At 27.9% G+C, this 14838-nt stretch carries 21 protein-coding genes and 1 pseudogene; 21 read left to right on the top strand and 1 reads right to left on the bottom strand.

The window, feature by feature from the left end; translation table 11 throughout:
• The 12 genes and pseudogenes from AAT22_RS10565 to AAT22_RS10515 form a co-directional block, all read left to right on the top strand.
• A pseudogene (locus AAT22_RS10565) lies at positions 1-679 on the top strand (DDE-type integrase/transposase/recombinase); the annotation flags it as partial.
• 7 nt (positions 680-686) lie between these two features.
• On the top strand, positions 687-1439 hold the full coding sequence (gene istB / locus AAT22_RS10560; RefSeq protein ID WP_047001184.1) for an IS21-like element helper ATPase IstB: 753 nt from the start codon (positions 687-689) through the stop codon (positions 1437-1439).
• Between the two features lie 23 nt (positions 1440-1462).
• Entirely contained in the window at positions 1463-1792 is a 330-nt protein-coding gene (locus tag AAT22_RS10555) for a TIGR04076 family protein (RefSeq protein WP_047001183.1), read from the top strand.
• 81 nt (positions 1793-1873) lie between these two features.
• Positions 1874-2674: a CPBP family intramembrane glutamic endopeptidase gene (locus tag AAT22_RS10550; RefSeq protein ID WP_047001182.1), complete on the top strand. Its 801-nt coding sequence runs from the start codon at positions 1874-1876 to the stop codon at positions 2672-2674.
• Positions 2675-2698: 24 nt separating this feature from the next.
• The gene (locus AAT22_RS10545; RefSeq protein WP_047001181.1) at positions 2699-3202 is read left to right on the top strand and encodes an AAA family ATPase; all 504 of its coding nucleotides are present in this window, start codon (positions 2699-2701) and stop codon (positions 3200-3202) included.
• Between the two features lie 134 nt (positions 3203-3336).
• On the top strand, positions 3337-4149 hold the full coding sequence (locus AAT22_RS10540) for an alpha/beta hydrolase (RefSeq protein ID WP_047001180.1): 813 nt from the start codon (positions 3337-3339) through the stop codon (positions 4147-4149).
• Between the two features lie 182 nt (positions 4150-4331).
• Positions 4332-4475 (top strand): hypothetical protein, encoded by a 144-nt coding sequence (locus AAT22_RS19095; RefSeq protein WP_156174314.1) that lies wholly within the window; start codon positions 4332-4334, stop codon positions 4473-4475.
• Between the two features lie 264 nt (positions 4476-4739).
• Entirely contained in the window at positions 4740-5330 is a 591-nt protein-coding gene (locus AAT22_RS10535) for a hypothetical protein (RefSeq protein WP_047001179.1), read from the top strand.
• 22 nt (positions 5331-5352) lie between these two features.
• A complete protein-coding gene (locus AAT22_RS10530) occupies positions 5353-5643 on the top strand; it encodes a hypothetical protein (RefSeq protein ID WP_047001178.1) in 291 nt (96 codons plus the stop codon).
• Between the two features lie 30 nt (positions 5644-5673).
• Positions 5674-6480: a DUF1835 domain-containing protein gene (locus tag AAT22_RS10525; RefSeq protein ID WP_047001177.1), complete on the top strand. Its 807-nt coding sequence runs from the start codon at positions 5674-5676 to the stop codon at positions 6478-6480.
• Between the two features lie 103 nt (positions 6481-6583).
• Complete coding sequence (locus AAT22_RS10520) at positions 6584-7195, top strand: class I SAM-dependent methyltransferase (protein ID WP_047001176.1); 612 nt, start codon at positions 6584-6586, stop codon at positions 7193-7195.
• Positions 7196-7583: 388 nt separating this feature from the next.
• On the top strand, positions 7584-7976 hold the full coding sequence (locus tag AAT22_RS10515; protein ID WP_242849812.1) for a hypothetical protein: 393 nt from the start codon (positions 7584-7586) through the stop codon (positions 7974-7976).
• Between the two features lie 290 nt (positions 7977-8266).
• Here AAT22_RS10515 and AAT22_RS10510 read toward each other — a convergent pair whose 3' ends face one another.
• Complete coding sequence (locus tag AAT22_RS10510) at positions 8267-8608, bottom strand: hypothetical protein (protein WP_242849811.1); 342 nt, start codon at positions 8606-8608, stop codon at positions 8267-8269.
• A 317-nt stretch (positions 8609-8925) separates the two neighbouring features.
• On the opposite strand from AAT22_RS10510, the gene AAT22_RS10505 reads away from it, so the two are divergent.
• From AAT22_RS10505 to AAT22_RS10465, 9 genes are all read left to right on the top strand, one after another.
• The gene (locus tag AAT22_RS10505; protein ID WP_016208823.1) at positions 8926-9402 is read left to right on the top strand and encodes a sigma-70 family RNA polymerase sigma factor; all 477 of its coding nucleotides are present in this window, start codon (positions 8926-8928) and stop codon (positions 9400-9402) included.
• Positions 9399-9836: a DUF3955 domain-containing protein gene (locus AAT22_RS10500; protein ID WP_047001173.1), complete on the top strand. Its 438-nt coding sequence runs from the start codon at positions 9399-9401 to the stop codon at positions 9834-9836. Before AAT22_RS10505 ends, AAT22_RS10500 begins: the two co-directional genes overlap by 4 nt.
• Before the next feature lie 124 nt (positions 9837-9960).
• The gene (locus AAT22_RS18585) at positions 9961-10332 is read left to right on the top strand and encodes a DNA-binding protein (RefSeq protein ID WP_052953941.1); all 372 of its coding nucleotides are present in this window, start codon (positions 9961-9963) and stop codon (positions 10330-10332) included.
• Positions 10333-10448: 116 nt separating this feature from the next.
• Positions 10449-11420 carry an HD domain-containing protein gene (locus tag AAT22_RS10490; protein WP_047001172.1) on the top strand — a complete coding sequence of 324 codons (972 nt, stop codon included), beginning with the start codon at positions 10449-10451 and terminating at the stop codon, positions 11418-11420.
• A gap of 234 nt (positions 11421-11654) precedes the next feature.
• Positions 11655-12056, top strand: a complete 402-nt coding sequence (locus tag AAT22_RS10485) for a hypothetical protein (RefSeq protein ID WP_242849810.1) — start codon at positions 11655-11657, stop codon at positions 12054-12056.
• Between the two features lie 115 nt (positions 12057-12171).
• A complete protein-coding gene (locus AAT22_RS10480) occupies positions 12172-12516 on the top strand; it encodes a hypothetical protein (RefSeq protein WP_047001170.1) in 345 nt (114 codons plus the stop codon).
• A gap of 362 nt (positions 12517-12878) precedes the next feature.
• Positions 12879-13148, top strand: coding sequence for a CD3324 family protein (locus tag AAT22_RS10475; RefSeq protein WP_047001169.1), 270 nt, complete (start codon positions 12879-12881; stop codon positions 13146-13148).
• Between the two features lie 176 nt (positions 13149-13324).
• Positions 13325-13738, top strand: a complete 414-nt coding sequence (locus AAT22_RS10470; protein ID WP_047001168.1) for a RidA family protein — start codon at positions 13325-13327, stop codon at positions 13736-13738.
• A 119-nt stretch (positions 13739-13857) separates the two neighbouring features.
• Positions 13858-14730: an HDOD domain-containing protein gene (locus tag AAT22_RS10465; RefSeq protein ID WP_047001167.1), complete on the top strand. Its 873-nt coding sequence runs from the start codon at positions 13858-13860 to the stop codon at positions 14728-14730.
• Positions 14731-14838 lie beyond the last annotated feature (108 nt).

Below are 14838 nucleotides of genomic sequence, written 5' to 3'. Positions count from 1 at the left end.
TAGAGAAATACTTTTTGATAACATGAAAACAGTAATAGATAGAAGTAAAACAAACTTCTCACGCGTTGAATTTAATACAACCTTTAAACATTTTGCTGATGATGCAGGTTTTAAACCTATTGCATGTAGACCATACAGACCTCAAACAAAAGGGAAAGTTGAAGCTTTAGCAAGGCTCACTAACCGTCTAGCCGTTTATAACGGCGAATTTGAAGATTATGCTGATTTAGAAGGAATAGTAAATGATTTTATGGATGAAATAAATAATGAAATTTCTCAAGCAATAAATGAAATTCCGTTGAATCTTTTGAAAAAAGATAAAGAGTATCTTAAACCATTACCATCATTAGATTTATTGTGCTCATATGTCTATCGCGAAAAAGAATATAAAGTTACAAAAGAATCTATGATTAATTACAAAGGTAAAAAATACTCTGTTCCAACCAAATACATTGGTTTTAAAGTTAATATTATCGAAACTAGTGACGGTAATATTAGTATTTATTATAATCAAGATTTTATTATCTGTCACTCGTTAACTGATAAAAAATATAATTATAAAATTGGTCATATGCACGAAATACTGAAGTCTGATGCTTGTAAACATCTATCGGATGATCAAATAGGTGATTTTATAAAAGAAAATATGGCTTTAATGGATGTATTATTAGGAGAGTGATTATAAAATGTATGCAAAACTTATGAATAATTTAGAAGCACTTAAGTTAGAAAAAATGTCGTCATATGTACCGACATATCTTAGCATAGCTGCTCAGGAGCAGACCCCGTTGTTAGATGCCTTAGTGCATCTAACAGATAAAGAAATACTTTATAAAAATGAAATGGCCTCAAAAATCCAAATAAGTGTAGCCGGCTTTCCTTTTGTAAAAAGAGCTGATGAGTATGACTATAGCTTTCAACCGTCAGTAAACAAAGCGCAGATTCAAGACCTATGCTCATTAAGATTTATTGATAATAAAGAAAATATATTATTTTATGGAACTCCAGGTGTCGGCAAAACACATTTAGCTACCGCTATCGGAATAGAAGCTGCAAGTAAAAGATACCTTACTTACTTCATTAGCTGTCATGATTTAATTCAGAACTTAAGAAACGCGTACAATGAAAATAGACTAGAATCTAGACTTAAACACTACAATAAATATAAAGTTCTTATTATAGACGAAATTGGTTATTTACCTATAGATCAATTAGGTGCAAATTTATTTTTTCAGCTAATAACTAAAAGATATGAACATAACTCAACTATAATAACTACTAATCAACCTTTTAGTAAATGGGGAGATGTTTTTTCAGATGCTACGCTAGCGAATGCTATACTTGATAGGCTTCTACATCATGCTCATATTATTAAAATAGTTGGGCCATCTTATAGAACAAAAGATGTATATGAAATGATCCAACAAGAAAACAAATAACTATCAAATAATTATGCATTTTCATGTTGGAACTTTTCAACATTTTGAGGTTGACATTTACACGAAGTGACCATACAGAGCGGTACTGCCGAAATGGCGAGGAAGTAGGGGATAAGTATACCTGCACTTATGGATGTCCGGTAAATTCGAATGGACAGGGCATTTGTTCCAAGGTTATGATGATTATGTTCCCAATCATGGAAGCAGTCAGAAGCGGTGGAGATTTGGAGAATATTGGTGGAAGTGCTAAGTATAGCAAGGATATTGTATGTCCAGATGGCTGCGTTATGTTCAGGCTGAAGGCAGAGAAACTTGGCAATGAGAATTTTTATAAGGGGAAGTTCTTTGATTAGTTTTGATTTTTATTGTGCGCAGTTTAAAGGTAAGAAAAGTATATAAATAATGAATACTTTAAAATATGAGGTGAAGAAATTATGACAGATAAAAAAGTTAGAATACAATTTACGATTCTAACATTTTGCATAGCCTATCTTGTATCAGGTGCTTTGATTATTCTTGGACATTTCGGATATTCGGTTTACAATTGGGTTCACTCAGTACAGCAATTTGTGATGAATATTCCCTTTTCAATCTATATTTTATCACCAGCTATTGCTTCATATATAGTTTTGAAGAAGAATAACAAAATAGTAGATTTTAAGGAATGGTTGAAAACTGTTTTTTATTTTAAAAATAACATTTTACCATACTTGTTCGTTGTTTCAGGGCTTGCACTATATTTTTTAATACATATTATAGTTTCAGGTAGTAGAGAAATGGTGCTTCCATTTTATACGTTCTTTCTCTCTCTACCTGGGTGCCTTATTATTGGGGGATTAGAAGAATCTGGTTGGATGTACATATTACAGCCTGAACTTGATAAAGAATATGGCTTTATTTTATCTTGTATTTTTACAGGAGTAATTTGGTTTTTTTGGCATATTCCTCTCTTTTTTATTCCAGGGACTAATCATGGGGAGGGACTAATTAACTTTTGGATGTTTGCAGTTCAACTAATGGCATTTCGTTTTTTTAACGGAGCAATCTACAAGATATCAGGGAAAAGCTATGTGTTTATGTGCGTATTATTCCATACAATGTTTAATGCAGTATCACCTATTTTTGGAACCATGACTATGACTTGGATAGGAACTGTTGTTGCAAATGCTATGATTATTATTGTTTCAATTGTAACTGTTGGGATGTCCAACAAAAGAAAATTAAATAAACAATAGCTTAAATGATAGGTGGTTAAAATTATGAAAAATCTTATTTTTATAAATGGAACAATGGGGGTAGGGAAGACGACAATAAGTAAAGAATTGCAAAAGCTGTTACCTAATTGTATTTTCCTTGATGGTGATTGGTGTTGGGATATGTCCCCATTTATTGTGACAGATGAAACCAAAAAGATGGTACTTGATAATATTAGTTATCTTCTAAATAATTTTATTTCTTGCTCAGAATATAAAAATATTATTTTTTGTTGGGTAATGCATGAAGAAAGTATTGTTGATGATGTATTATCAAGATTAAATAAAGATGACTGTATGTTACATAAATTTTCTATAGTATGCTCAGAGCAAACATTAATTTCAAGAATTACAAAAGACATTAATCAAGGAATAAGAAAAAATGATGTCATTGAAAGAAGTGTACCAAGATTAAATAATTACTTTCAAATGGATACAAGGAAAATTGATGTAAGTTATATTTCGGCCAAAGAAGCAGCAGAAAAAATATATAAATTAATTGGAAAATAAGAATACTAACTTTTCTTAATTTCATTATTTTACAATTGAATGGTTATATCAAAAAGCTAGATTTACAATTCATATATTTGTATATAGAAGAATAATATATTAAATGAAGAAGTTTTGTAAATGGAGGTATTTATGTGGGGTACTATGTTAGAGTAGAACCTAATGTAACAATTTATGTAGAGGATATTAACCAATACGGCAATAAAACAATATTATTTTTGCATGGCTGGCCTGGAAGTCATAAACTATTTGAATATCAATTCGATAAACTTCCTAAAATGGGATATAGATGCATTGGAATAGATACTAGAGGATTTGGTGATTCAAGTAAGCCTTATGAAGGGTATGACTATGACAGATTATCGGATGATGTTAGATGTGTGGTTGATGCATTAAAAATAAAGAATTTTACACTGGCAGGACATTCAACGGGGGGAGCTATAGCAATTAGATATATGAGTCGACATAATGAATATGGAGTATCTAAGCTTGCCCTTTTTGCAGCAGCAGCACCTAGTCTTATAAAGCGTGCAAATTTTCCATATGGCGCAGAGAAAGAAGATATAATCAAGATTATTCAAGGAACAGATAATGATCGACCTAAAATGCTAAGAGATTTTGGTGATATATTCTTTTTTCAAAATATATCACAAGCATTATCTGACTGGTTTTTTCAGTTAGGATTACAGGCAGCAGGGTGGGCAACGGCAGCTATTGCAAATACTTGGATAGATGAAGTGCTATTTTCTGATTTAAGAAAAATAAGTGTTCCAACTTTAATTATTCATGGTATTCATGATAAAGTTGTTCCTTTTGAGCTAGGTGAAGTACAAAGTCAAAATATCGAAAACTCAAAACTTATACCATTTAAGTATAGCGGACATGCTTCATTTTATGATCAGAGAGATAAATTTAATGAGGAATTAATGAAATTTATAGAAGAATAAAATTTTTCAACATAGAGTGAAATAATAAAAAATAATGGAATAGGATAATTTTAAAAAGGAGATGTTTATATGACAACTCCTTTTTATATAGGAAAATCCATTAATAAATAGAAGCTTTAAAACTAAGTAGTAGTCTATTGGTAAAATATGTTACAATATAACTTATAATACATTATTGGGATATGAAATATAGGGAGTTTGTTAGATGGCCATCATGGCAAGTTATAATAGTAATAATATATAAATTTATAGCTATTGGATTGGGAGCAGAGCTAGTAATAAAAAGAAAAAGTAAAAAGAAATATACTAAGGCCACGGTTCAATGATATAAGTTATTACATTAATGACAATTATGAGATTTCTATTGGAAAGTGTACCTTTATTAATAAAAGTTCAAAGGGAGTAACTCCATCACTTATATTGAATGAAAATACATATTATTATAATCCAAGGTCCAATAAAATTACTGAAGGAAAAAATTATAAGCTAAAATATCTTCCTAATAGTAAGTATGTTATTGAAGCAGAAGTTATTGAATAAATGAATATGAGAAATATGGTAATATTAAAAAACTTAGGAGGTCTATAAACATGAAAAAACTTACTTTAGGAATCTTTTCTTTAGTTTTAATTTCTCTTTTAATAAGTTTTGGTAATAAAACCTCAACTGTATCAAAATCTATTGAAGAATTCTTTAATAAAAAAGCTTCAAATGAAAAGGTAGATATTTTACTTACAAAAGATATGGGTAATGAAAAAATTGTCTTAGCAGAAATGAATGAAAAAGATGGAGAACAACATACTAATCTTTTTTTACTTAATGAAAATAATGAAATTTTAAGTTGTACTAGCGGAAGAAAGCCAATTAGCCAATGTTTCTCTGTAAATACACTAATTTATAATGACAAAAGAATTATTTTTGGAAGTTTTAATGATAGTAAGTACATTCCATCTGAAGATAAAAAAGTAAGCGTAGATATATCCCAAATAGATATTACCCTTAGTAACAATAAAAACATTCGTGAGAGTGTTACTTTAGATAAGGGGTATCTTGTGATAACAGATATATCTGATATAAAAGATGTTAAGATTTTAAATGAGAAAGATGAAGTTCAAAGTACACTTAATGATATTGAGAATATAGTGGATGAAATGGATTTTAATATTTATAATACGAGGTAAATTTTATTTTTAGGAGTTTAAAATGACTTTAGGGGCAAAAATATCTATATCTTTTATATTAATTTTAATTTGGAGTTTCATAAGCATTTTAATAAAGAAAATACCAGATGAAATATTGTATAAAGAGAAATATGGATATAAATTAAATAAAGAATTTCATATTAAAAGGATAAGACGAATATTAAACTTATTAATATTTGTAAATATGCTTATTTCTATATTTATGTGGGTTGGAAGTGAATTTATGATTGCTTTAATATTTCTGCAAGGGATTGTCCTTATTATAAAATATGGTAAACATACTTATAAATAGTATCAAATTAGAAATTATAAAGGAGATTTTATGTTAGAAGTTTTATTTGGAGAAAGTGGAGCTGCATGTATGAAAATAGCTATAGAAAAAGGAGTTATTTCAGGAAGTTCAGAAAAAGTTATTTGTCTTGCTTTAATGTTAGATATTGGTGATATTAAAGAAAAAATAGATAGTTCTTATAGACATAACCTTATTTTTGATATGTACACACAAAATGGCTATGATAATGATGAAGATACACTAAAAGAGCTTAAAAAAGCTGGAAAGTATTATACCGATGAATATAAAAGGCTTATAAATTATGTTTTAAATGGAGAAGCAATTCGAATATGGTATAGTAATGCTCCATATGAGATGTGTGGTTTTTACTATATATGTGATTTGCTAAAAGATATTGGAACTGAAATTTTTGCAATAAAATTACCAGATTACATAAAAATAGATGATATAGTTGTTTCATTTCAATCTTTGGAAGAAGTTGGACCGGAGCAATATAAGACACTTATTAATTATCAAAGAAGAATATCTGAGATAGAACTAAAAATGTTTAGTAATGCCTGGCTCATGCTTGTAGAAGAAAATAGTGCTCTAAGGGTAGTAGTAAATGGGAGATTAATAGGAGTTTGCGAAGACTTCTATGATAACCTAATTTATAAACATATTGGATATGAACCTATAAAAGAAGTCAGATTAATTGGAAATATTCTTGGTTTTTATCAGTTAGGAGTTAAGGACTGGTGGTATGCATCAAGAATTGATTGTATGATAGAAAATAATAAGATTAAGGTAATAGAGGATCATGATAATAAATATGAAAGAATAATTTCAAAGCTCTAGGCAGGGTATAGTTTATCTATATAATGCTGAAGAGATAAGAAGAATAAAAATGGATAATATTAGTTTATCTATTTTATATTTATATATAAAGGGGGAATTTAATATGCTTGAAATATTTAAGCAAATACCACTGTATAGATTTCTTATGTATTGTAATGAAACGAACATGGAGAAAATAGTATTGGATTGTGGAGCAGGTGGAGACTCTCCACCATTAACTTTATTTCATGAATATGGATATATGACAAATGGAATTGAGATGGATTTAGCTCAAATTGAGAAGGCAAATAATTATGCTAGTAAAAGTGGACATCAACTCAAAATCCAACAAGGGAATATGAGAAAATTGAATTTTGATAACGAATATTTTAGTTTTGTTTATTCATATAACTCTGTATTCCATATGCCAAAGGAAGAGGTTTGTAAATCTGTAAATGAAATGAAGAGAGTGCTTAAACCTCATGGATTATTATTTGTGAATTTTCTTACCATTAGGGATTTTCGCTGTGGTACAGGTGTTGATTTAGGTGAAAATCAATATGAGCAACTTGATGATAATATTCCAGTAATACATTCATATTTTGAAGAATCAGAAGCAGACAAATATTTTGATGATATGAAAATTCTTTATAAAGAAAGTAGGGTTTTAGAGAGAATATTTGAAGGAGAAAGGATCAGACAAGGTTTTGTTGATTATATAGTTGAGAAGATTTAAATTTAACTTATATAAATGACAATTTCATTGGTCTTATTCCATTTAAAGATGATATTAATATTGAAGCGAAAGTAGTAATTTTTCATAAATATGAATTGTCAGGAGAGAAAATAACGATTAAAGTTATGGTGTAAATTTAATAGTATTTTATTGTAAAAATATGATATAATTGATTTATAATTGTAATATATTTCTAAGTGGTGACACTTATTTAACAAACAGATAAGAAAACGGGAATTTATAAGCCTGTTATAAAGGTAAATATCAAGCGTATTATTTTTGCTAAGGAACCTATAATAGCAAACCTAGTACTAAGAATGGGAGGATAATAAAAATGAAAAAATTAGTTATGATTAGTCTGTGTTTGTTTATGTTAACAACAATATCTATGGGGTGTAGTTCTAAGAAATCAAGCTCTGATAGTGATAGTAATACTACTGAAAAGCAAATACCTGACTTAACTGGTGAATGGAAACAAGAAAATAGCAAATCTGATGACTCTTATCAATCAGCAACAATAACTGGTGATACTATTACAATTGATTGGGTAAGTGATAATGGTGATACAAAATCACTTTATTGGGCTGGTTCTTTCGTCGCTCCAACAACTTCTAATGAACCTTATTCATGGGATTCGAAGAATGACCATAGTAAAACTGAAAGTGCATTGCTTGCTTCTAGTGATGATACTAAAACTATGAAATATGAAAATGGTGTCTTAAGTTATGAAGTGTCTGCAATGGGCACTACTACAGTGGTTAAACTCAAAAAGCAACAATGATGACAATAAAAAGAGAAAAGTACTTTTTTCTATAACTTTAATAAATAAGAATAATGCTCAGGCTAAATTCAAATTTATGGGTTAGTTAGTTCACATTTTTAAATTATTGTGAAGTATAAATTAAATATTAAATTAATTGAAATGCCGTATTATTAAAAAGAATATGCGGTATTTTTTAGTGAGTAATTCAGAAAAAACAGTAAGCTCTAAAATTATTTATAAATAAAAAAATACTGTATATTAATTTCTGATATAATACAGTATTTTAATAAATTTATAATAAAAATTAATTAAATTTTATCAAATGATAGTGCTACTTCTCCGTCACCAATTATTGCTATTATTTTTTTTGGTGCAATATTACGGAGATAAAATTTAGTGTTATATGGTATTAAGCTAATAAATTGAACATTCATATTTTCATCAAGAATCATGATTTTAGTAGGGGTGTTGGTAATTAGTGTTACTCCTATATCAACATCATTTTTATTATCAAATTTATAAAAACCTTCTGTATAGGTTTTTGAAATAGTTTGTACAGGTTCAGCATAATTAGATGTTGTACTTGCATTAACACTGTTAGTCAATGATATAAGTATTATTATTGCTAAAAATATTTTTTTTATCATCATTTGTATTCTCCTTTATTTTTTATTTTTTGATAAAAAAAATTTTTTATACTTATAATGTAGATTTTTAATGATAATTCAGTTTGCAATTTAAATATATAGCGAACTAATTAAAAAAGTATTATCTTTGAAAAGTGAATAGTACGGCATTTTGTAAGATATACAATAATAAGTTTAGAATGTAACATAATATAATGCGAAATAAAGTGTATATGATCTTTATTTAACTACTTGGTTTTGTAAGTAGAGTAAAAAATTTTTGTGGAATGTTGTAACGAAATATAATTTTGATAGTCTTATATATGAAAGGTGGTGAGAATGTGACTGAATTTGAAGAAATATACTCTGAATATTTCAAGGATGTATATAGATATGTGTTATGTCTCACTAAAAATAAGAGTATTACCGAGGATATAACACAAGAGACATTTTTTAAAGCATTAAAAAATATTAATAGTTTTAAAGGAAATTGTAAAATGAGTGTTTGGCTCTGTCAAATTGCTAAAAACTTATATTTTTCGTATTTAAAGAAAGAACAAAATAATTTTGAAAGAGTTGAAGATATAGTTGATGTTTTTGACGCTGATTTTGAACAAAAAATAGTTGATGATGAAAGTACATTTGAAATTCATAAACTACTCCATAATTTAGAAGAACCATATAAAGAAGTCTTTACCTTGCGTTTTTTTGGAGATCTATCATTTTTAAAAATAGCTGAATTGTTTGGAAAAACAGAAAGCTGGGCAAGAGTCACTTATCATCGTGCAAGAATAAAATTAAAGGAGAAATTAATATGAGATTATCATGTGAAGTTATTAGAGATTTGTTACCATTGTATTATGATAAAGTTTGCAGTAAAGAAAGTTCTTCGTTGATAGAAGATCATTTAGTTGACTGTCCGCAATGCTTAGGGGAATTGCAAAAACTTAAACTGAATTTAGAAAAACCAATTGTTTCAGATGGAGAGATACAAGTAATGGAAAATATTGCGTTAAAATGGAAAAGGGATAAGAAAGTTTGGTTTACAAAGGGTTCCATGTTTATTTCTGCTTTAGCAGCTATAATTTGTTTCATCGCCTATAATGTTATAGGTGCAAAAGTTATGCCCGATGGAACATTGGTTGAGCCATTCGCATTAATACCAATGGGATATATATTTATCTTAGTGTTTATCATTTCACTAATATGCAACTTTGTATTCTTAAAGAAGTACAAAAGTAACACTAAGTAAAATAAGCATATAATAAGTTAGGTTAGTTCACAATATTCAAATTACAAGATTAAAATTAAATATAAGTTAATAAGAATACAAAAGTATTATAATAAATTATTTATAATAAAAAGGTGGGTGTATCTTGCAAAATAATAAATTACTGCCAATATCAATAATTATATTTGCATTGGGTATGTTTTTAAGTTCTATTTATTTTGGATACTCAATACAAAAGGGAAGTAATATACAAGTAGAAAATGCTGCTGTAAATAGTAGTGTTATGAATATATCTGAAGTTGCCAACTATCTTGGAATGACAGAGGAAGAAGTTCAAGGAATAATTAATACAGAAAAAAATATGTTAGAATCAAGAGGAAGTTATACAGGTATTATGTTTCCTTATTTTATAGTAAATGATAAATTATATTTTTATAAAGAGCAAATAGATGAATGGTTAAAAGATACTTCAATTCAGCGTAAAGAATATGATACAAAAAAACTCATTGTATTTTAATTAAATTCATAATCTAAAATTACTGTAAATCATGAATAAAATATTAAATTAGTAGATAATTAGGAGTTGTTTATAAAAATCATAATATAGTTGTAATAAAATATGGAGGAGAAATTATGAAAATTACAGATAGTATCTATGGTGAGTTTAAGGTTGAACCAATTTTAGAAGAACTTATAAAGACAAAAGAGGTACAACGATTAAAGGGAATTCATCAGGGTGGAGCAAGTTATTTGATTAATATTGAATGGAATGTTACTAGATATGAACATTCTGTTGGTACAATGTTGTTTATAAGAATAATGGGGGGGAGTATTGAGGAACAGATAGCAGGTTTATTACATGATATTTCTCACACTGCCTTTTCACACGTTATTGACTTTGTTTTTAAAAATAGTAATGAAGATTATCATGAAAAAATATATGATGAAATTATTGAATCTTCTAATATCCCTAAAATACTATCAACTAATGGATATGATTATAAGGATATACTTTTAAATGAGTCTAAGTGGACAATACTTGAAAAGAGAGCACCTAAATTATGTGCAGATAGAATAGATTATACATTAAGAGATATGTATCATTATGGGTTTATATCAAAAGATGAAATTAAGACATTTTTAAGTAATTTATCTGTAGTTGAAGGAGAGATCGTAGTTAATTCTGTGGAGATTTCTGAATGGTTTGTAGATGTATATTATAAAGAGGTTATAGGATTTTTTATGAATCCATTAAATATATATGCTTATGATAGATTATCTAAAGCATTAGAAATAGCAATTAGATTACATGAAATTACTTTAGAAGACTTATTAAAAGAAGATGAATATGTATATAGTTTACTAAGGAATTCTAGTTCAGAAGAAGTAATAAACTTAATTGAATCAATAAATAGTCAAGTAAGATTAATAGAAAATAAAGATAAATATGACATATTTCAAAAAAATAAGATAAGGCTAATTGACCCAACTATAAATATTGGTGGGAAACGCTATAAAACCTCAGAAAAGTCAAGTTTTGTGAAAATATTAAATGAGAAGGCATTAAAAAAGTCTGAGGAAGGTATATTTATTAAAATAGGATAAAATTATTATTAAGCAGTATATATTTAAAATACCGTATTATTCAAAAGAGTGTACGGTATTTTTTAGCGGGCAATTCAGAAATATTATGAGTGGATTAAATAAGTAATATATTCTATATAAAGGTGCTCCTTGAAAATTGAATAGTACGGTATTTACAAAATATGTTATAATTATAATATGAGATAGATAAATAGGAATTTACTGGAGGGTTGCTAAGTGAAAAGGAAGTATTGTTTGATTGCGAATGTGATTTTGTTGGCATGGTTTTTCTTAGATATGGTAGGAGTATATTTTAAGAACAATCATCTAGTTACGCGGTCATGGCGTGATGATGGAATCTTTTTTATCATATTTCTTGGTGCGTTAATTTTATTTTTGCTAAAAGAGAATGTCGGAAAATATATATTAATTATATGGCAATCATTATGGCTATTAACCCAATTTATTTCTCATGAGTGGTACACTATTGTTGGTGGCGGGGAAGAAAAAATACGATTTTTTGAAGGATCAATAAAGTTTATTAACTCTGATTTGAGATATATTCCTGACGTGTACCATATTGTTCTTCACATTTTGATACTTGTTGCATTGATTTCTACAATCATATATTCTATGAAATCAAAGAGATACTCATAATAATAAATTTCAAATTATTTTATGATTTTTTTAATTTTAGGATTTACATTTTCTCTTAGAGATATAGTTTTTAAATATAATGTTGTGGAAGTTATAAAGAATGGAGAATAATTTAATGAGTAACTATGCAATAGAAAATAAACTAGAGAATCTTATACCTGTACCAGTATATTTCAATGGTTCTAAAAATATAAAAGGTAAAGGTACATGGAAACTTAATAAGGATTATCCTTTCTTATATTTACAAAATTTAAAAGATGAAAACTCTTGTATTGATAATCGTGAATTTAATTTGAAATGGTTAAACGAAAATATGGATAAATATAAAGTTAAGAGCATGTATAACTTAAAGCCACCTTACGAAGTCATGAAAGAATATTACAATGATTATAAAAAAGAAGCATTAATGGAATTTATTAAGAAAGCAATTTATTTAATTAGAACAAGATTTGAAGATTAGGAAATTCTGGTCTATATAATAAATTAAATAATTAACTTGAGAAAATACTGTGCTATTTAAAAGTGGATATGCAGTATTTTTTAGTTCCAACTAATTACTATTAAATAAGTTGAAATAGTAAGAAATTGCATATAATATCAATAAATAATATAATTGATTTAGTACAAATAGGGAGTGTGATATCATGAATATTAATCTCATGGATAGAAAAATGCTTAAAGCACTCTGTGCAAAGTCTGTATGTATGAGCTTAGGCGACAATTTGCACAGAGATAGATATTTAGTCGCTTTTAACAAATAAATTAATATATCTACAGGCTTTGTTTCCTTAATTAAATAATAGGTTTAAGGAAGTGAGCTTTATGAAATATGTAAGAAGTGATAGAATACTACCAGATGATTTAGTTAAAGAAATTCAAAAGTATATTCAAGGTCAATATATATACGTCCCTTCCCCTCCTGAAAAGAGAAAAAGATGGGGTGAAAAATCTAAAAGTAGAGATTATATAAAAGCTAGAAATGCAAAGATATTAAAGCAATATATAGGTGGAAAATCAATTAGCAATTTAGCTGAAGAATTCTTCCTTTCAGATAGTAGTATTAAGAAAATTGTATATAAAAAGAATAAATAGGTTAAAGCTACCACTCTTGTATGGGTGGTAGTTTTTATGCAAAAAATGATATAGAAATGATTATTATCTTTTTTTAAAAATATAGAAGCTTTAAAATGATATTGAACATGAAATTCATTTTAAAAATGAATTTATAAATTTTCTCGTAAATATTAGAATAAGAGGAGAGAGTTAAAATGAATAGAAAAATATCATTAATTCATTCTAAAAATTTAGCTCCAGTAGATTATGCTTATGCTGGACGTGTACCTTCCGGAATGGACTTATTATTTTTAGCGGGAGCATGCCCTATTAATAGAGACGGAGAAGTGCCTTATTTGAATGATTATGAGCTTCAGGCAAAACTTTGTGTAGAAAATTTGAAAGAAGCACTGAAAGATTGTGGGGCAACCTTGGAAGACATTTCATATACTAGAGTTATTGTAGCATCGCAAAATCAGGCAGATCTGGTAACTGCATGGGATGCAATAAGAAAAGAGTTTGGAAATCATGATGTTCCAAGTACATTATCTGGAGTTACAGTATTAGGATATACCAATCAATTGGTAGAAATTGAAGCGGTAGCAGCAGTAGAAAATAGTAAGAAATGATAGTAAATATATAAATGAAGATTTTATTTATAGTTTAAGTTATTGATATAATAATCGATAAATTTAATAAAAGATGGTTTAAATATGGGGGAAATGAGAGTGTATTGGAGGAATTAAATATGAATGGTTTAGAGATTATTGATATCATTGAGAAGTCTGACAGATTACCAGTAATGAGTAGTGAAATAACTAATATAATAAATATGATTAGTGATTATGATACCATAAACATAGAAGATCTTGCGGAGAAAATAGGAAGTTGTGGTAATCTTAGAGAATCATTATTAAGCAATGTCAATTCTGGGTATTTTAGATTGGCAAGAAAAATAGAGTCTTTATCAGATGCAATAGTATATTTAGGAATGGAGACTGTTGAAAGATTAATAATAGCATATTTAATAAAATATTTAATTCCTAATGAGATGGGAAGATCAAAGGAGCTAAATAGGGAAAAGTATTGGAAACATTGTCTAGGTACTTCAATTTCAGCTACATTATTGGCTGAAAAGATAGGTAAAAAGGATAAATATAAATATTTTGCTTACGGATTGATTCACGATTTAGGAGTAGCATTACTTGATATTTGTGTTCCACATATAGTTGATGAAGTTGTAATAGCGCAACAAAAGGGAATTCATCAAATAATAGCAGAAAGATTAGTAATGAAGGGAGCTACACATGAGCAATTTGGGCAATGGCAATGTGAAAAATGGGGACTACCTGAAGATATCAAAGAAATTGTATCACATCATCATACACCTTTAATGGCTAAAAATTATAAAGAAGAAGTTTATATTCTTTGCATAGCAGATTCAATTAGTTCTTTATATTATGAAAGACTATTATGTTTGAATACTAAATATGTATTGAATACAAGTGTTATGAAGGAGATGGACATAACTGAAAAAGATATTGAAGAAATAACTAAAGTATTACCAATGAAGGTTGAAGAAGCAAATAAACAACTTAATTTCAATTTATTTCACCAATAAAATAAATAAAATTTTTTATATCAAGGGGGCTCTAATAAGAGCTCCTTTAATTTATTTCCAAATTTCTGGACCTCTGGGGTCCAAAAATTTGGACCCCAGAGGTCCAGA

Origin of the sequence: Clostridium sp. C8, from assembly GCF_001010885.1 — a bacterium.
Lineage (GTDB): Bacteria > Bacillota > Clostridia > Clostridiales > Clostridiaceae > Clostridium > Clostridium sartagoforme.
The sequence above is the reverse complement of the archived record's forward strand: the minus strand, read 5'-3'. Positions and strand labels throughout refer to the sequence as shown.